The following is an 18112-nucleotide window of genomic DNA, read 5'->3' on the forward strand; positions in this document are numbered from 1 at the left end:
TGATATCGGGCCCATTTTTATATGATAGAGATCCAACGCCGTCCTGAGGTCGACATTTCAGTCTTACCTGCTCACTTACCTGACTTGTTAAAGCGCATTTATGTGAGTCGTGGAATCGACAGTGCCGACCAACTAGAGACAGCAGCGAAAGGCTTGCACTCTTATCAAAAACTGGGCGGCATTGATGCTGCGGTTGAGCTGTTGTTCAAAGCTATTCAGCAGCAAAAACGCATCATCATTGTTGGTGACTTTGATGCCGATGGCGCGACCAGCTCGGCGCTGTCTGTTTTAGCGTTACGTATGCTCGGCAGCTCTAACGTCGACTATCTGGTACCAAACCGTTTTGAAGATGGTTATGGCTTGAGCCCTGAGGTTGTTGAACAGGCAATCGAGCTTGGTGCTGAAGTGATCATGACGGTCGACAACGGTGTATCTTCAATTGAAGGTGTTCGCTTTGCTAAAGAGAAAGGGCTAGAGGTTCTGGTTACCGATCATCACTTGCCGGGCAATGAACTGCCAATGGTCGATGCTATGGTTAACCCAAACCTTGAAAGTTGTGCTTTTCCTTCGAAAGCCCTAGCGGGGGTTGGTGTCGCTTTTTACCTGATGATGGCATTGTGTGTTCACATGCGTAAATTGGGTTGGTTTGCAGAGCGCGGCATGACAGAACCTAAGTTGATGGAACTGATTGACCTTGTGGCGCTGGGTACGGTTGCCGACGTGGTTCCACTCGATGAAAACAACCGAATTTTAGTTCATCAAGGTTTGCAACGTATTCGTGCGGGTAAAGCTCGTCCGGGCATTCAAGCCTTGATCGAAATTGCTAAGCGAGACGCTAAGCGTTTGGTGGCGTCTGACTTTGGCTTTGCTCTTGGTCCTCGTATCAATGCAGCTGGTCGATTAGACGACATGTCTTTTGGTGTTGAGCTGCTAATGAGTAACAACATCCATGCGGCTCGTCGAATGGCGAGTGAGTTAGATGGCTTGAACCAAACACGTAAAGAGATCGAAGAGGGTATGAAGCAAGAAGCGATGGCTTTTTGTGAGCGCCTTGAATTTGGTAAAGACGACCTACCTTCTGGCTTGGCACTATTCCAACGTGATTGGCACCAAGGTGTGATTGGTATTTTGGCTTCGCGTATCAAAGACAAATACCACCGCCCAGTGATTGCGTTTGCAGATGGCGGCGAAGGCAGTATCAAAGGTTCATGTCGTTCAATTCCGGGTCTGCACATGCGTGATGCATTGGACCGAATTGATACTCAAAACCCTGGCTTGATTCTTAAATTTGGTGGCCACGCAATGGCGGCTGGTTTAACCATCATGGAAAAGGACTTTGAACGCTTCAGCAAGCTGTTCGATGATGTGGTGAAGAATGAACTTGGAGAAACAGCACTGAAGGGCATTATCTTGTCTGATGGTGAGCTGTTACCAGAAGAGTTCTCGATGCACACCGCTGAAACGCTGCGTTCAGGTGGCCCGTGGGGACAAGCTTTCCCTGAGCCAATCTTCGATGGTGAGTTTAAAGTGCTGCACCAAAAGCTGGTGGGTGAAAAGCACCTTAAGCTGATGCTTGAGCCGCTCTACAAAGGCCACCCAACCAATGTGATGATTGACGGTATTGCCTTTAACGTCGACCTACGTCGCTGGCCTGATGCATCAGTAAAAACCGTTCATCTTGCATTTAAGCTCGATATCAACGAATTTCGCGGCAACCAATCGTTGCAGCTGATGATTGATCATATCGAAGCCAAATAGTGATTTTGGGCTCAATAATGCTCATCATATAGTGCCAAATTCAACAAGCTCTGTTCAAAAACAGGGCTTGTTTTCCTTCCTGTCCTTACAAAATTTACGTGTTTTTTATGCCTGTCAATTTTATATCCCATTAAGTTGTTGAATCTTGGTTCACCACTCTAAAAAATTCTGTATCTCCGTCACACTTTTGAGTACAATTCTTCGGTTAAATTCTACTCATAAATGATGAGCTAAAATGTTTGAAATCAATCCTATAAAAAACCGTCTGCAGGATGTGTCTGAGCGCACAAATATCCTGAGGGGGTATCTTTGACTATGACGCTAAGAAAGAGCGTCTAGAAGAAGTAAACGCAGAATTAGAACAACCGGATGTATGGAACGAACCTGAGCGTGCTCAAGCGCTAGGTAAAGAACGTTCTGCATTGGAAGCGGTAGTAGAAACGATCGACCAACTTGACCAAGGTGTTGAGGATGTTGATGGCCTATTAGAGCTTGCGGTTGAAGAAGAAGATCAAGAAACGTTCGATGAAATTGAACCAGAACTGGCCGAGCTTGAAGCTAAGCTAGAGAAGCTGGAATTCCGTCGTATGTTCTCTGGTGATCACGATGCATCAGATTGCTACATCGATTTACAGTCAGGTTCGGGCGGTACAGAAGCTCAAGACTGGACTTCAATGATGTTGCGCATGTACTTACGTTGGGCAGATTCGAAAGGCTTCAAGACTGAAGTTATCGAAGTGTCGGATGGTGATGTTGCTGGCCTTAAAGGCGCAACGGTACGTATTTCTGGTGAGTATGCTTACGGTTGGTTACGCACAGAGACTGGTGTTCACCGTCTAGTTCGTAAGTCACCATTTGATTCAAGTGGTCGTCGTCATACTTCATTTGCATCTGCGTTTATCTATCCTGAGATTGATGACAACATTACGATCGACATTAATCCTTCTGACCTACGTATTGACGTATACCGTGCCTCTGGCGCTGGTGGTCAGCACGTAAACACCACGGAATCAGCGGTACGTATTACTCACGTTCCGACTAACACTGTGGTTCAGTGTCAGAATGACCGTTCGCAGCATAAGAACAAAGATCAAGCGATGAAGCAGCTACGTGCTAAGCTTTTTGAACTTGAGATTCAAAAACAAAATGCTGAAAAACAAGCGAGCGAAGAGACGAAATCAGACATCGGTTGGGGCAGTCAAATCCGCTCTTACGTGCTGGATGATTCTCGTATCAAAGATTTACGCACCGGCATCGAAAACCGTAATACTCAAGCGGTTCTTGACGGTGACTTAGACAAGTTTATTGAAGCTAGCCTGAAATCAGGTCTGTAAGCTTTATCAACTATTAAGCTTTACCAATAATATTGGTAAAAATGCCTATATTTGCAAAAATATAGCGGTCCAAATTTTAAAAGCAGGGTACATCTCTAATGACTGATGCTGTTCAAAACGAAAACGCACAAGAAGCTTCTTCACCTGAAGAGAACAAACTAATCGCTGAGCGCCGCAGCAAGCTGGATCACATCCGCCAAAACTGCAAAGCTAACGGTCACCCAAATGACTTCCGTCGTGAGCACCTAGCTGGCGATCTTCAAGCGGAATTCGGTGAGAAGACTAAGGAAGAGCTAGAAGAGCTTAACCACATCGTTGCGATCGCTGGTCGTGTTATGGCGAAGCGTGGTCCATTCCTTGCGATTCAAGAAACTTCTGGTCGTATCCAAGCATACGCAGCGAAAGACGTTCAAAAAGTACTGAAAGAGAAGTACCAAGGCCTAGATATCGGTGACATCATCGGTGTTAAAGGTGCGCTTCACAAATCAGGTAAAGGCGACCTTTACGTGAACATGGAAGAGTTTGAATTGCTGACTAAAGCACTTCGTCCTCTACCAGAGAAGTTCCACGGTCTAACTGACCAAGAGATGCGTTACCGTCAGCGTTACGTTGACCTAATCGTGAACGAAGATTCTCGTAATGCATTCATCGTGCGTTCTAAGCTTGTATCTTCAATCCGTAACTTCATGAGCGCGAAAGGCTACCTAGAAGTTGAAACGCCAATGATGCACGTGATCCCGGGTGGCGCAACTGCACGTCCGTTCATCACTCATCACAATGCACTAGACATCGACATGTACCTACGTGTTGCACCAGAGCTTTACCTTAAGCGTCTAGTGGTGGGTGGTTTTGACCGTGTATTCGAGATCAACCGTAACTTCCGTAACGAAGGTCTATCTCCACGTCACAACCCAGAATTCACAATGATGGAATTCTACCAAGCGTACTCTGACTACAAAGACCTTATGGATCTGACAGAAGAGATGCTAAGCACGGCAGCAATGGACGTTCTTGGTTCTACTTCTATGCCTTACGGTGACGAAACGGTTGAGTTCGGTGGCACTTACGCTCGCATGAGCATGTTCGATGCAATCAAACACTACAACCCTGAGCACGCTGAGATTCAAGCGCTAACAGAAGCAGACCTACAAGACCGTGAAAAGATGGTTGCTATCGCAAAATCTGTACACGTAGACGTAGAAACGTTCTGGACATGTGGTCAGCTTCTAGAAGAGATCTTTGGTGAAACGGCTGAGCCTCAGCTAATTCAACCAACGTTCATCACTGGCTACCCAGCGGACATCTCTCCTCTAGCTCGTCGTAGCGATGACAACCCGTTCTTCACAGACCGTTTTGAGTTCTTCATCGGTGGCCGTGAAGTTGCGAATGGTTTCTCTGAGCTTAACGATGCACAAGACCAAGACGAGCGTTTCAAAGCGCAAGTTAACGCGAAAGACGCGGGTGATGACGAAGCGATGTACTACGATGCAGACTACATTACTGCACTAGAGCACGGCCTACCGCCAACAGCGGGTCAAGGTATCGGTATCGACCGTCTAGCAATGCTATTTACAAACACGCACACAATCCGTGACGTGATCTTGTTCCCGGCAATGCGTCCACAGGCGTAATTCTCGCTTATAGGGCGTAACAGCCTATGTAATTAAAAAGCCACTGAAGAGTGGCTTTTTCTGTTTTGGGGCTTCAAAACCTAGTCTGTACCGCACTCTTGATTCGAAAAATCGTTATTTCTGACATAGTCTTACTATTGAGACATAAAATCTAAGATAGTCTCACTACTATACGTCTCTGCGCTGAATACGCTCTCGCGGCATTTTGTCGAACGATGAAGCAGTGACTCGTATTAGTCTGATTTAAATAAAAATAGAATAAGGAAGAAGGATGGGAACTCAATTTAAGATGGATTCCTTACCAGGTTCTCTTATCGTCGTTGGTGGTGCGTACGAACCCTGGTTATCAGTGTTAGAACAAGTGGGTTGGCAGTGTACCCAGTGTGCAGATTTACGAAAAGCCGATGCCTTGATTGCTGATATTGGCCCATGTATTGGTATTGTCGATCTTAGTCATGATGAGTTCAGTCTCAACGGTATTGCTAACCTTGTGAGCAATAACAAGCAGGTGAGATGGCTCGCCTTTATCCGTGAATCTCAATTAAGCTCTGATACGATCTGCCAGTTTATCGTCAACTTCTGTATCGACTTTTTCACGGCACCAATCCCAGATGCTCAATTGCTGAGTACCATTGGTCACCAACTGGGTATGCTTAAGCTTGAGCAGAAGGTATGGCCAAACTACGGCATCAATAACAACATGGGACTGCTAGGCGATTCTGTGGCCGTGAAGCGCTTGAGAGACCAAGTAAAGCGTATTGGGCCGACTGATGTCAGTATCTTGATTTATGGCGAGAGTGGGGCTGGTAAAGAGACGATTGCACGCTCGATTCATCAAAATTCGTCGCGAGCACAGAAACCATTTTTAACGGTTAACTGTCGTGCCTTGTCTGAAATGAGAATAGAGGCCGAGGTGTTTGGCATATCAGCACAGTCAGCGACTGCGCCTTGTATGTTGGAAGAAGCCGATGGCGGAACCATCTTGCTTAATGATGTTTTAGCGATGCCACGCAATCAACAACTGAACCTGTTGCGCTTTCTACAAGAAGGTAAGATTGAAACTGCGAATGGACCTAAATCTGTCGATGTGCGTATTCTGGCCGCGAACTCCTCTGATATCGAGAAGGCGTTGATCGAGGGCGACTTCAATGAAGAGCTTTATCACTATATCAATGTTCTGCGTATTCATGTTCCAAGCTTAAAAGAACGTGTGAGCGATATTTCAGTACTGGCGAATCATTTTCTGCGTGAGTACTCGAAAGAGTTTAATGCTCAAGCGAAGAGCTTCTCAGACGATGCTATCCGTTCGATGAATCGATACCATTGGCCTGGAAATGTGCGTGAGCTGATGAATCAGATTAAGCGTGTTGTGTTGATGTCTGATGCTGTGATCATTGAGGATCACCAACTGGATTTACCAAAACAGAATGATGAACGCCGAAGCTTGAAGAGTATTCGAGAGCGCTCAGAGCGCGATGCGTTACTGATTGTATTGGAATCTTACGGTGGTCAGGTTTCATTGGCGGCTAAGGAGCTCGGTGTATCACGAGCGACGATGTACCGCTTGCTGAATAAACACAGCCTAATCTCTGAAGGTGTTGTTTAGACTCTTCTCTACATGACTTTATTCAGTCACCGTAAATTAAAGGCCACGTATCTACGTGGCTTTTTTGTTTCTGAAGGGTAGTCCGTTGTTTTCTAGTTAGACCCTAAGAGAGATATGCTGTGATTTTATATAAGCATAGTGAATATGTTATATGTAAATGAATATGCAACTGATATTTTAGGCGAATGCATTGTTTTAAAAATGTTAATCAATTAGCGGTTGAATAATATACTCACTTGGTTAGACTTTAACCGTTAAAGCAACGATTTAACAAAGACTTGTCTGCTTTTACTTCCCCATTTTTTTTGGATTTTTTAGTTAGCTTGGAGGCGCAAATGAAACATTTCGATTTTATACAGCATATTTGCGCGTCGTTTGAGCCGTGTACTGACATGGTGACTGATATGTCACTCACATCAGCCATAGCCGATCGAAACACCCAAGATAAACCTAACTAATAGATCCGTATCCTTATTTGGCTGCGGAAAAATAGCAGCTAAGTGAGAAGCCCTCATACTATCTAACACGCTATTTTTCCTCAGTTGATTCAACAACTGGAGAGTTATTATGCGTCACTCAGTATATTTAAAATTAGCAACAGTCCTTATCCGTGCCGATCTTCGTCGTGAAGAGCGCGAATGGCAACGAAAAGTTCGTCGTAGTTCATATGAGCTGCCATGGAACAATACTCACTTATTAAGAGATATTGGTCTTGAAGCTGACGGTCGACCGATTGGTTTTTCTGAACCAGAAGTCGTCACGATTGAACGTCGAGTACGTCACCTTCGTCGTGTCTTAAGTGCGCGAATACCGACGTAATCTGCGGGGTTGATAGCACCTTTCAACCCCTAAGATAATTAACAGTGATAGTTATGGCGTCGAAAGTGCAAACTTTTGAACTAGAACTGGCCAAAAAAGAGAAGCGCTTGCTTCTCTTTTTTGCTTTTTTAAGCCGAGATCTGTGCTTTTTTAAGTCGTTATCTAGTAAAGGAAAAGAGTTCTACTAAGCTTTATAGAGCAAGGGAGGCCGGCTATGCAAAAGCATCAATTAGACATGTGGTTACATGGAGAGCACAAAGACTCTTATCAAACACCCAAAGTGTACGTTATTGGCTGTTCTGATATTTCAGAATATCTATTGGCGGTGGAGTACAAACATAAGCTAGAACCGGTAAAGCAAGACGGCGAGCCGCTTCACTTTGGATCCTTGGATCAAGTGAAAGAGGAGTTACTCCGGCTCGGCTTTGAAAAGGCGTATCTTCGCTTACACAACGCCTATGATGAGTTTGGTAATGAGCCAAGCCAAAGCTACTGTGATATTGAACTGGCGCTCAAACCTCATTAAGAGGCGTTGGTAGCGAGATATTGATTCTAATTCCAGACTGTTTTTTAACGCACTGATAGTTTTGGCTATCGAGGCTCGATTAAACGATCTATGCGTAATGTGTTGTCAGTAATTTATGGGTGAATTGAGTTCGCAGATAGAAACCACGTGGTTTAGTTTTGATAGGTTTTCCGCTTGCACCGTAAGCTTCCGTTAACACACGACTGTTAGCAGCCTTCGGACGTAAATGCAGTGCTTCACCGTGTCTTGCTGTTATCTGTTCAACATTGCCTAAAACGATCAACTCCATCAGTTCTTCCCAATCTCGCTTCAAGAGTTCGTCTTCAGCTTGGCTAGGTGTCCATAATAATGGGGATCCTACATGCCTCTCTGCTAGCGGGATCTCTCTTTCTCCCTCGACAGGGATCCACAACACCTTAGACAGCTTGTTTCGAACGTGGCTGGTTTCCCAAGTTATGCCTTGCACACCCATCAAAGGAGCAACACACACAAAGGTGGTTTCGAGTGGCTTGCCAGAGTAGCTAATCGGAATGCTTTTTAGCTCGATACCGAGCTTGGCAAAATCTTGTTCTGGCTTACTGCCTGCAGGTGCACCCAAGTGCCATTCCAATAGCTGCCCAACCCAGCCTTTATCACGCTTAAGGTCGTTTGGCATCACCATCTCAGCTTCGTCAGCGAGCTCTTTAAAGGTCATTCCGGCGATGGCATACGCGCGCTCTAACAGCTCTTGTTGTGTTTGTGGTTCTGGTTTCATAATAAAAGGCATGATCAAAAAAATGATTTTATCAGAAGTTATCACCAAATGACGACTGGTTAAGAAATGATCTCCTTGCGAGAGAAGGGATCAAACTCAGGGTTATCCACAGGACATAAAGGTAATTAATTGAAATATTAATTTAGTGGATAAATAAACAGGGGTTTATGGTGGATAAAATGCTTGCCAAATGGGGTTCAAAATGAATCTTTCACTTAGTAGTGTGGATAAACATCGGAGTGGTTGATCTTTAACCATGTCAGGTTTCTGAAAGATCTTTTACATTTCTAATGTTTTTTAAAACTAGAATGTTATTTTAATTTACTGATTTATATAATAATAAAATTATTTTGACTGATTTGTTGTTTTTGGTGTTGATGAATCTATGGATTAAAAAAAACGATTGCGGGTAATTCTTCACATAGTTATTCACAGAAAAGGTGAATAAATGTGGTCTATGTCTCACTATTGTGTGGGTAACTAGAATTTGAGCAAAACTTATCCATATTCCTAGTTATTATTCATAAATATAGCGCTTATCACGTCACTAAGTTTGCTCCGATTGGGGATATGTGGAAAAATCAGAGTAATTAAAAATTTAGATAGAGGTTGGCCAGTGATAGATGGCGATGGTTACCGATTAAATGTTGGTATTGTAATCTGTAACAACCATGGTCAGGTCTTCTGGGCTAAACGATACGGGCAACATTCATGGCAATTCCCTCAAGGGGGAATAGATGAAGGTGAGACTCCGGAACAGGCAATGTACCGCGAGTTGTATGAAGAGGTTGGCCTTACTAAAAAGGATGTAAAGATCGTCGCGACAAGTCGTCATTGGTTACGCTACAAGCTACCCAAACGACTGGTTCGGTGGGATTCTAAACCTGTCTGTATTGGACAAAAACAGAAGTGGTTCCTTTTGCGCTTAGATTGCGATGAATCGCATATCAATATGCAGCGTGGAAGTACACCTGAGTTTGATGGTTGGCGTTGGGTGAGTTACTGGTACCCAGTTCGACAAGTTGTTTCTTTCAAGCGAGATGTTTACCGTCGAGCGATGAAAGAGTTCGCATCTTTAGCAATGCCGTTTAAAGAGCGAAAAATAAAAGGAAAGCGCAAATTGCGTAGAGGTTAAGCATGCTCAGTCAACTAAGGGAAATAGTTGAACACGTATCAAGAGTTGAAGATGTGTCGACGGCTCTTGATATTTTGGTTAAAGAGACATGCAGTGCGATGCAGACGGAATGTTGCACCGTGTATTTGGCAAATAATGATATGCAGCGCCTTGAGTTGATGGCAACTCAAGGCCTGATCTTCAAAGGCAATAGCATTCACATTGGTTTTGACGAAGGTCTGGTTGGCCTTGTTAAAAGAAGTGCTGAACCTATCAACCTTGCACAAGCGTCTGCTCACCCTGCTTATAAGTTTTTTCCAGAGCTTGGAGAAAACGTCTATCACTCTTTTCTCGGTACTCCGATTATCCACCGCAAGCAAGTGCTCGGTGTATTGGTCATTCAACAGAAGACCCCACGTTTATTTAGTGAGATGGAAGAATCCTTCCTTGTCACGCTCTCTGCACAACTTGCCGTTATTGTGGCGCACGCCCAAACTCAAGGCCATTGGCTGTTAGAGCAACAGAAGCTACCGGCTACTAAAGGTATTGCAGCTTCATCGGGCGTGGCGATTGGTGACTTATGGTGGGACAACACTCAGCCTGAACTCACCGATGTTTATCCTGCTTCGACGCTCAATATAGAGAGAGAGCATGAGTTGTTGGCGGTAGCGGTTGAAAACGCCCTCAATGACTTTAAGCGCATGCGAAAGCGCTTAGATAGCGAAATCAATAAAGATGCGTTGGCGATCTTTGACCTGTTTACTCACTTACTCAACGATCCTATGCTGCGTAAGGATCTAAAAAGCCAAATCCAGAAAGGCGATAAAGCCGATTGGGCACTAAGACAGGTTGTAGAGAGTTATTCTAATCGCTTTGCTCGTATGTCGGACGTGTATCTTCGTGAGAGAGCACAAGACATCCGAGAGCTCGGACAAAGGCTGCTCTATTTCCTCCACAACTCTGAACATGAACTTCGCACGTTAGATAAGCCGATTATCCTAGTGGTTCGTGAGTTAACCGCTTCGGTATTAGCGTCTATTCCCAAAGAAAAGCTCTTAGCGGTGATTTCCTTGGAAGGGGCGGCGAACTCGCACGCAGCGATTTTATCTCGAGCGCTTGGCATACCTTCCGTCATGGGGGTAAACCTCAACCTAGCTCAAGCTAATGGCAAGCGAGCGATTGTTGATGGGTATAGCGGTGAGATCTTTATTGAGCCGACTAAAAGCCTGCTCAAAGAGTATCGAGGGCTGATTCTAGAAGAGAGTGAGCTCTCCTCTATGGTCAATCGCGAGCTGTACCTACCGGCAAAAACGCAAGACAACAAGCAAGTCGAGATTCTGCTTAATGCGGGTTTAAGTGCAGACACTAACATCGCTATCAACCAAGGCGTTGATGGCGTAGGGCTGTATCGAACTGAAATTTCTTTCTTGTTGCAGCAAAGATTCCCGTCAGAGGATGAACAATTCAAGCAGTATCGTTCTGTACTGGCAAGCTACCCAGAGAAACAAGTGGTGATGCGTACACTCGATATCGGTGGTGATAAGGCCTTACCGTATTTTCCTATCGAAGAGGACAATCCATTCCTTGGTTGGCGTGGTATTCGGTTTACGCTCGATCATCCTGACATCTTTATTATTCAGTTACGTGCCATGCTACGTGCGAGCTGTGAAAGCCATAACTTGAGTATTTTGCTGCCGATGATCTCTGGTGCACAGGAGTTGGATGACGCGCTACAGTTGATTGAACAAGCGTATGATGAAGTGCATGAGCTTGATAACCGAGTGCGTATGCCTCGCGTTGGTATCATGATTGAAGTGCCATCCATGCTGTACATACTGCCGCTGATTGCGCATAAGGTCGACTTTGTTTCAGTCGGTACCAACGACTTAACCCAATATTTATTAGCGGTTGATCGGAACAATTCACGAGTATCCGATGTCTATGAATCAATGCACCCTGCGGTGATCATGGCATTAAAAAAAATTCATGATACTTGTAAGCAATATCAATTACCTGTTTGTATTTGTGGCGAGTTAGCCGGTGACCCGATGGGCGCGCTGCTATTGATTGGATTGGGGTATGAGACGTTAAGTATGAATACCTCGAATGTCGCAAGAACCAAATATTTGATTCGTCAATCGAACTTGGCTGAATTACAGGATTTGGCAAATAAGGCACTTTCAAAACCGTATGGTAGTGACATCTATAGTATGATGCTGAACTATTTCGAAGAGCGTGAATTTACAGGCTTCATTCGAGCAGGTAAAAAATAGGATTTAACGTGTCATATGAACTGATAGGCTTGTTAGCGGGCCTTGGTGCTATTGTTGGTGTTTTAGCAGGCTTGCTAGGCATTGGTGGTGGTTTGCTGGTTGTTCCTGCCTTACTGTTTTTGCTTCCTAAAGCGGGTATCCCCCAAGAGTTTGCGATGCAAATGGCATTGGCTACTTCGCTATCAACCATCATCGTTACGTCGGGATCGTCTGCGATTAACCATCTAAAGTTGGGTAACGTAGAGATGTTTGTCGTTAAATGGTTGATGCCAGGTGTGGTGATAGGTGGCTTCCTCGGCTCTTTCGTGGCCGATGTAATTCCAGCTCAATACTTACCAAAAGTCTTTGGTGTGATTGTTTTGGTGTTGGCGTTGCAAATGCTATTGTCGATTCGCTCCAAGAGCCAAAAATCGATGCCGGGTTCAGCTAAAACCGTGTTGTGTGGCGGCGGGATTGGTTTGGTATCAAGCTTAGCGGGCATTGGCGGTGGGTCTTTATCGGTACCTTTCCTTAACCATCACGGTGTGGAAATGCGTAAAGCCGTCGGCTCATCTTCGGTATGCGGTTGTGTTATCGCGATTTCGGGAATGCTAGGTTTCATTTGGCATGGATCTTCTGTCGATGATCTTCCTGCGTATAGCTTGGGTTATGTTTATCTACCGGCTTTGATCGCGATATCTTGTACCTCAGTTTTGACCACTCGAGTGGGTGCGAAACTGGCCACTCAATTGCCAACCCCTGTGCTGAAGAAATTCTTTGCGGTATTTTTAATGTTTATAGCAGCCACAATGCTGCTGTAGTGTCTTTTCTGTTAGTCATTGAGCTAACCGTTAATCAATTTAGATAGAGAGCCAAGTATGTCTCAGGGTTTTATCGAATTCCCAAATATCGATCCTGTTCTTATTGAACTAGGACCAATCTCAGTTCGTTGGTACGGCCTAATGTACCTTGTCGGTTTTATGTTTGCTCTTTGGTTAGCAAATCGCCGAGCTGATCAACCGGGTAGTGGTTGGACTCGAGAGCAAGTATCAGACTTACTGTTTGCTGGCTTTCTAGGTGTGGTGTTGGGTGGTCGTATTGGCTACGTACTTTTCTACAACTTTGACCTTTTCCTAGCAGACCCACTGTACCTATTTAAGGTATGGACTGGCGGTATGTCTTTCCACGGTGGCTTGCTGGGTGTTATCACCGCAATGTTCTGGTATGCGAAAAAGAATGGTCGCACCTTCTTTGGCGTGGCAGACATGATTGCACCACTCGTCCCATTTGGTTTAGGTATGGGCCGTCTAGGTAACTTCATGAACAGCGAGCTTTGGGGCCGTGTGACTGATGTGCCATGGGCGATTGTGTTCCCTAACGGTGGTCCACTTCCTCGTCACCCATCTCAACTTTACGAGATGGCGCTTGAAGGTATCGTGCTGTTCTTCATCTTGAACTGGTTTATCAAAAAGCCGCGTCCTCTTGGTTCTGTATCAGGGTTATTCCTAGCTGGATATGGTACATTCCGCTTCTTAGTAGAATACGTACGTGAACCTGATGCTCACCTAGGTTTGTTCGGTGGGTTTATCTCTATGGGACAAATTTTGTCACTGCCAATGGTTATCATCGGTGTGCTGATGATGGTGTGGGCATACAAGCGTGGTCACTACAAAGACGAATTACCACAACAAACGAAGTAAGGAATTGGTGTGAAACAGTATTTAGATCTCTGTCAGCGTATCGTTGATGACGGTACTTGGATTGAAAATGAACGCACGGGCAAGCGTTGCCTAACCGTGATCAATGCTGACCTTGAATATGATGTTGGTAATAACCAATTCCCACTGGTAACAACGCGTAAGAGTTTTTGGAAAGCCGCAGTTGCTGAGCTGCTTGGCTATATCCGTGGTTACGACAATGCTGAAGATTTTCGTAAGCTAGGGACTAAAACTTGGGATGCGAATTCTAACCTGAATGAAGCATGGCTGAATAACCCTTACCGCAAGGGTGAAGATGACATGGGCCGTGTTTATGGCGTTCAAGGACGTGCATGGGCAAAACCTGACGGCGGTCATATCGACCAACTGAAGAAGATTGTTGATGATCTAACTAACGGTATTGATGACCGCGGCGAGATCTTAAACTTCTACAACCCAGGTGAGTTCCACATGGGATGTTTGCGTCCGTGTATGTACAGCCATCACTTCTCACTACTTGGTGATACTCTGTACCTAAACAGCACTCAGCGCTCTTGCGATGTACCCCTAGGCCTGAACTTCAACATGGTTCAAGTGTATGTCTTCCTAGCTATCATGGCGCAAATCACGGGTAAGAAAGCTGGCGTGGCTTACCATAAGCTAGTAAATGCTCATATTTACGAAGATCAACTTGCACCTATGCGTGATATCCAGTTAAAGCGTGAGCCGTTAGCTGGCCCAACATTCCATATCAATCCTCAGATTAAGTCTCTAGAAGATTTGGAAACATGGGTAACGATGGATGACTTCTGGGTTGAAGGTTACGAATGCCACGAAGCGATTAAGTACCCATTCTCGGTTTAATCTCACTCGCTTTGTTTGATTGAAAGGCTGCCTCTGTGCAGCCTTTTTTGTATCTAAGTTACAGTGACGAGTAATCGAGATTCGAAGAGCAGAGAAATCATATGCTGTGTGATGCTTTATGTTACTCGTATACTCTCAACGCGCATTGGCTCTTTCTCTTCGATACTCGCTTACACGAATCCCGTATCTGCTCTTAAAAAGAAAAAGCCCGCAACCTAGGAGGTAGCGGGCTTTGCTATAAGCGATGTTTATTTTGCTATTAAGCGGTAAGAGCTAACACGCTACCAGGCAGTACAAGGAATACCGCAACAAGGTAACCAGCCACTACAGCTTTGTTCTTCACAGCCATGTCTGAAATCATGTCTGCCGCTTTAACTGGAAGTTCACGTAGGAACGGGATACCGAAGATGAATACCGTTGACATGATGTTGAACACCAAGTGTACTAGAGCAATTTGTAGTGCGAATACTGCGAACTCACCAGACACTGCTGTAGCTGCAAGTAGAGCCGTAATACATGTACCGATGTTTGCACCCAGAGTGAATGGGTAAACGTCACGTACTTTAAGAACACCTGAACCTACTAGTGGAACCATCAAGCTTGTTGTCGTAGAAGAAGACTGAACAAGGATAGTCACGATAGAGCCAGAAGCGATACCGTGGATTGGACCACGACCGATTGCGTTCTTTAGAATCTCACGAGCACGACCAACCATTAGGCTCTTCATCAGCTTACCCATTACAGTAATAGCTACGAAGATAGTTGCGATACCTAGAGCGATAAGCATGATGCCGCCAACAGTGTCGCCAAACGTTGATAGTGGTTCTTTAATCGCACTTACAACAGGCTTAGTGATTGGCTTGATGAAGTTAAGACCACCCATGCTCATATCACCTGTTGCTAGCATCGGTGATACTAACCAGTGAGAAATTTTCTCTAGAATTCCAAACGCCATCTCTAGTGGTAGGAAGATAGCAACGGCTAATAGGTTAAAGAAGTCGTGGATTGTCGCACTTGCGAATGCACGTTTGAACTCTTCTTTACAACGAACGTGACCAAGGCTAACTAGCGTATTGGTTACCGTAGTACCAATGTTAGCACCCATGATCATAGGAATTGCTAGCTCAACAGGTAAACCACCTGCCACAAGGCCAACGATAATTGAAGTAACTGTACTTGATGATTGAATAAGCGCTGTTGCTACTAAACCAATCATTAAGCCTGCAACTGGGTGTGAAGCAAATTCGAAAAGAACCTTTGCTTGCTCGCCTGTTGCCCATTTGAAGCCTGTACCAACCATTGAAACTGAAAGTAATAGTAGGTAAAGCATGAATGCCAAGTTAGCCCAGCGTAGCCAACGAGTAGTGCTCGAGATAGGCGCTGCTGCAGTAGTAGCTTGGTTCATAATGTTTTCTCCATTGGACCGTTTAAGTCTGTGTTTGGTCTGTTTGTTTAATCTGAGCGTGATGTTAGAGGGGAAATATTTCAGTAATATTACATTTTGGTTTAGGTGCGACTTTTTTGTGATGATTTACTCTTTAAATATTCCAATTGCTAATGTGGTTGTTTTAAGTTGTTGTTTTAAATTGTTTTTTAATGGAAATTCTATAGGTGATATAGATCTTAAAAGTTAGAAAAAAATTGAAAATAATCGATGAAATATTACATTATGAAATCAGACACTTCGAAAAAATAAGTGGTGAATCTATGTTTGGTTAGGTTTTTCCGAGTTTGTTGAGTGGCGGTGTCATATTTGATATAAAAGGGTATCTACTCTTTTATTACGGCACATCTATGTCGCATCTCAACTACAACCATCTGTATTACTTCTGGATGGTTTGCAAGCAAGGCTCTGTTACTAAAGCTGCAGAAGCCCTATTCCTAACACCACAAACGGTAACGGGGCAGATAAAAGCCTTAGAAGAACGCATGGATGGCAAGTTGACCAAGCGTAATGGCCGAAGTGTTGAGCCTACAGAGCTTGGGCAACTGGTCTTTAAATATGCCGATCGTATGTTTGGCCTGAGTTACGAGATGCTGGACATCGTGAATTACAGCCAGCACTCCAATATTCTGTTTGATGTTGGCGTCGCGGATGCGCTCTCTAAAAGACTCGTCAGTAAGATACTGATGTCGACCATCCCTCCAGATAACAGCATTCACTTGCGCTGTTTTGAATCGACCCATGAAATGCTACTTGAGCAACTCTCTCAACATAAGCTCGATATGATTTTGTCTGACTGTCCGGTGGACTCTAGTCAAAGCCCGGGCCTGTTCAGTAAAAAGCTGGGTGAGAGTGGAATGAGCTTTTTTAGTTCAGGTCAGGTTGAAGGGGTTAATTTCCCTGCTGTATTGGAGCAAAGAAAGCTTTTGATCCCTGGCAGCCGAACCTCAATGGGTCGTAAAGTGCTGCAATGGTTTGATAGACAAGGGCTTAAGCCAGATATTTTAGGTGAGTTTGATGATGCCGCATTGATGAAGGCTTTTGCTCGTTACCATCATGACGTAATATTTTTAGCACCGACGCTTTATATGTCTGAAGTGGAAGACGACACATCACTGCAACTATTAGGCGGTATTGAAGAGTTAAAAGAGGAGTACTACGTCATATTTGCTGAGAGGATGATCCAACATCCAGCAGTAAAAAACGTATGTGACGCAGATTTTAGCAAATTGTTCGAGTGAGATAGTTTGTTAATGAATTGATATCGATTATCATAACTCCGCAATATGCCGGAAATACTGATAGCCCGTAGTTGGCGTAAAGGTTGTAGGGAGCCAAACTATGAACTTAAAAGAGATGGAGAAGAACTCAGCACAAGCTGTGATTCTACTCAAAGCCATGGCTAACGAGCGTCGCTTACAGATTTTGTGCCTATTACATGGCACTGAACTGTCGGTTGGGGAGTTGTGTGGCAAGTTGGAACTGAGTCAGTCTGCTTTATCTCAACATCTTGCTTGGTTGAGAAGAGATGGTTTGGTCGAAACTCGCAAAGAAGCTCAAACTGTGTATTACACATTGAGTAGTGAAGAAGTAAAAGCGATGATTAACCTACTGCATGGTATTTACTGCAAGTAGCTTATTGCTGGTGGGAGGGGGATTTCTTATCAGTGATAGAATGACACAAGGAAGTGTCAGTATTTCATGTCGAATGTTAGTGCCTATCTATTTACCAACCTATCTATTTTCTTGTCTGTTTATTTTCTAGTTGTCTATTTTTTATATGCTTAGTTGTCTATCGGTCAGCGATATGCCTTTAGTAAGCGATATACCTTTTAGTAACTTTTAGTAAGTTGGTATCTGCCGGCAAACCACGTGCTTTTAAGTAAGCTAAGTAATGTTCAGCAAGAAAAATCGCTGTGTTACTCAAAATTTAGATATAAAAAAACCGGCCTAGGCCGGTTTTTTTCGTTTTGCGTTGTAATCAAATTTCTATTAAAGAGCTTTGATTGCAGCAGCGAAACGAGACTTATGACGTGCAGCTTTATTCTTATGAATAAGGCCTTTAGTCGCCATACGGTCAAGAAGTGGTGTAACTTCTACAAGAGCAGCAGTTGCAGCTTCTTTATCACCAGCTGCGATAGCTGCGATAGTCTTTTTCATGTAAGTGCGCATCATAGAACGACGGCTAGCATTGTGCTGGCGACGTTTCTCAGCTTGGATAGCGCGCTTCTTAGCAGATTTACTGTTTGCCAAGGGTCTAACTCCCAAAAACTTAGTTCGGTGACAATTTAAGGGCGAGGACTATCCCTCATT

At 44.3% G+C, this 18112-nt stretch carries 16 protein-coding genes; 13 read left to right on the top strand and 3 right to left on the bottom strand.

The window, feature by feature from the left end; genetic code table 11:
• Positions 1-21 precede the first annotated feature (21 nt).
• The 6 genes from recJ to AB4329_RS13030 all read left to right on the top strand — a co-directional run bounded on the left by recJ (position 22) and on the right by AB4329_RS13030 (position 7674).
• Positions 22-1758 (top strand): single-stranded-DNA-specific exonuclease RecJ, encoded by a 1737-nt coding sequence (gene recJ / locus AB4329_RS13005; RefSeq protein WP_372056408.1) that lies wholly within the window; start codon positions 22-24, stop codon positions 1756-1758.
• A gap of 235 nt (positions 1759-1993) precedes the next feature.
• Positions 1994-3092 (top strand): peptide chain release factor 2 gene (gene prfB, locus AB4329_RS13010; protein WP_100208942.1). Its coding sequence is split into 2 segments (ribosomal slippage): positions 1994-2068 and positions 2070-3092, totalling 1098 coding nucleotides; the frame shifts between segments, so codons are not numbered across the junction.
• A gap of 98 nt (positions 3093-3190) precedes the next feature.
• Positions 3191-4723: a lysine--tRNA ligase gene (gene lysS, locus AB4329_RS13015; RefSeq protein ID WP_017059330.1), complete on the top strand. Its 1533-nt coding sequence runs from the start codon at positions 3191-3193 to the stop codon at positions 4721-4723.
• Between the two features lie 271 nt (positions 4724-4994).
• A complete protein-coding gene (gene vpsR, locus AB4329_RS13020) occupies positions 4995-6329 on the top strand; it encodes a cyclic-di-GMP-binding transcriptional regulator VpsR (protein ID WP_017062873.1) in 1335 nt (444 codons plus the stop codon).
• Between the two features lie 567 nt (positions 6330-6896).
• Entirely contained in the window at positions 6897-7148 is a 252-nt protein-coding gene (locus AB4329_RS13025; protein ID WP_017059332.1) for a hypothetical protein, read from the top strand.
• Positions 7149-7362: 214 nt separating this feature from the next.
• Positions 7363-7674 carry a DUF6482 family protein gene (locus tag AB4329_RS13030; protein WP_004735016.1) on the top strand — a complete coding sequence of 104 codons (312 nt, stop codon included), beginning with the start codon at positions 7363-7365 and terminating at the stop codon, positions 7672-7674.
• Positions 7675-7762: 88 nt separating this feature from the next.
• Here AB4329_RS13030 and mutH read toward each other — a convergent pair whose 3' ends face one another.
• On the bottom strand, positions 7763-8428 hold the full coding sequence (mutH, locus tag AB4329_RS13035; protein WP_032546406.1) for a DNA mismatch repair endonuclease MutH: 666 nt from the start codon (positions 8426-8428) through the stop codon (positions 7763-7765).
• A 616-nt stretch (positions 8429-9044) separates the two neighbouring features.
• On the opposite strand from mutH, the gene rppH reads away from it, so the two are divergent.
• The 5 genes from rppH to AB4329_RS13060 are packed head-to-tail and all read left to right on the top strand — an operon-like array spanning position 9045 to position 14355.
• A complete protein-coding gene (gene rppH, locus AB4329_RS13040; RefSeq protein WP_017059335.1) occupies positions 9045-9563 on the top strand; it encodes an RNA pyrophosphohydrolase in 519 nt (172 codons plus the stop codon).
• Between the two features lie 2 nt (positions 9564-9565).
• Positions 9566-11815 carry a phosphoenolpyruvate--protein phosphotransferase gene (gene ptsP / locus AB4329_RS13045; protein WP_372138488.1) on the top strand — a complete coding sequence of 750 codons (2250 nt, stop codon included), beginning with the start codon at positions 9566-9568 and terminating at the stop codon, positions 11813-11815.
• A gap of 8 nt (positions 11816-11823) precedes the next feature.
• Positions 11824-12615, top strand: a complete 792-nt coding sequence (locus tag AB4329_RS13050) for a sulfite exporter TauE/SafE family protein (RefSeq protein WP_017059337.1) — start codon at positions 11824-11826, stop codon at positions 12613-12615.
• A 57-nt stretch (positions 12616-12672) separates the two neighbouring features.
• The gene (gene lgt / locus AB4329_RS13055; RefSeq protein ID WP_017059338.1) at positions 12673-13494 is read left to right on the top strand and encodes a prolipoprotein diacylglyceryl transferase; all 822 of its coding nucleotides are present in this window, start codon (positions 12673-12675) and stop codon (positions 13492-13494) included.
• A gap of 9 nt (positions 13495-13503) precedes the next feature.
• The gene (locus tag AB4329_RS13060; protein WP_017059339.1) at positions 13504-14355 is read left to right on the top strand and encodes a thymidylate synthase; all 852 of its coding nucleotides are present in this window, start codon (positions 13504-13506) and stop codon (positions 14353-14355) included.
• Between the two features lie 259 nt (positions 14356-14614).
• On the opposite strand, the gene AB4329_RS13065 is transcribed toward AB4329_RS13060, so the two are convergent.
• On the bottom strand, positions 14615-15760 hold the full coding sequence (locus tag AB4329_RS13065; protein ID WP_017059340.1) for a Na/Pi symporter: 1146 nt from the start codon (positions 15758-15760) through the stop codon (positions 14615-14617).
• Positions 15761-16149: 389 nt separating this feature from the next.
• Here AB4329_RS13065 and nhaR point away from each other — a divergent pair, with 389 nt between their 5' ends.
• Positions 16150-17040, top strand: coding sequence for a transcriptional activator NhaR (gene nhaR / locus AB4329_RS13070; RefSeq protein WP_017070067.1), 891 nt, complete (start codon positions 16150-16152; stop codon positions 17038-17040).
• Positions 17041-17140: 100 nt separating this feature from the next.
• Positions 17141-17434 carry a metalloregulator ArsR/SmtB family transcription factor gene (locus tag AB4329_RS13075; RefSeq protein WP_004735028.1) on the top strand — a complete coding sequence of 98 codons (294 nt, stop codon included), beginning with the start codon at positions 17141-17143 and terminating at the stop codon, positions 17432-17434.
• A gap of 357 nt (positions 17435-17791) precedes the next feature.
• On the opposite strand, the gene rpsT is transcribed toward AB4329_RS13075, so the two are convergent.
• Entirely contained in the window at positions 17792-18052 is a 261-nt protein-coding gene (gene rpsT, locus AB4329_RS13080; protein WP_004739529.1) for a 30S ribosomal protein S20, read from the bottom strand.
• Positions 18053-18112: the final 60 nt, after the last annotated feature.

Origin of the sequence: Vibrio sp. 10N.261.54.A5 (assembly GCF_041471145.1) — a bacterium.
Lineage (GTDB): Bacteria > Pseudomonadota > Gammaproteobacteria > Enterobacterales > Vibrionaceae > Vibrio > Vibrio crassostreae_C.

Bases quoted from the DNA above. Each gene is read 5' to 3' on its own strand.
- lgt (WP_017059338.1), top strand. From the start codon at position 12,673: ATGTCTCAGGGTTTTATCGAATTCCCAAATATCGATCCTGTTCTTATT.
- AB4329_RS13065 (WP_017059340.1), bottom strand. From the start codon at position 15,760: ATGAACCAAGCTACTACTGCAGCAGCGCCTATCTCGAGCACTACTCGT.
- AB4329_RS13025 (WP_017059332.1), top strand. From the start codon at position 6,897: ATGCGTCACTCAGTATATTTAAAATTAGCAACAGTCCTTATCCGTGCC.
- AB4329_RS13030 (WP_004735016.1), top strand. From the start codon at position 7,363: ATGCAAAAGCATCAATTAGACATGTGGTTACATGGAGAGCACAAAGAC.
- lysS (WP_017059330.1), top strand. From the start codon at position 3,191: ATGACTGATGCTGTTCAAAACGAAAACGCACAAGAAGCTTCTTCACCT.
- nhaR (WP_017070067.1), top strand. From the start codon at position 16,150: ATGTCGCATCTCAACTACAACCATCTGTATTACTTCTGGATGGTTTGC.
- recJ (WP_372056408.1), top strand. From the start codon at position 22: ATGATAGAGATCCAACGCCGTCCTGAGGTCGACATTTCAGTCTTACCT.
- ptsP (WP_372138488.1), top strand. From the start codon at position 9,566: ATGCTCAGTCAACTAAGGGAAATAGTTGAACACGTATCAAGAGTTGAA.
- AB4329_RS13075 (WP_004735028.1), top strand. From the start codon at position 17,141: ATGAACTTAAAAGAGATGGAGAAGAACTCAGCACAAGCTGTGATTCTA.
- mutH (WP_032546406.1), bottom strand. From the start codon at position 8,428: ATGAAACCAGAACCACAAACACAACAAGAGCTGTTAGAGCGCGCGTAT.
- vpsR (WP_017062873.1), top strand. From the start codon at position 4,995: ATGGGAACTCAATTTAAGATGGATTCCTTACCAGGTTCTCTTATCGTC.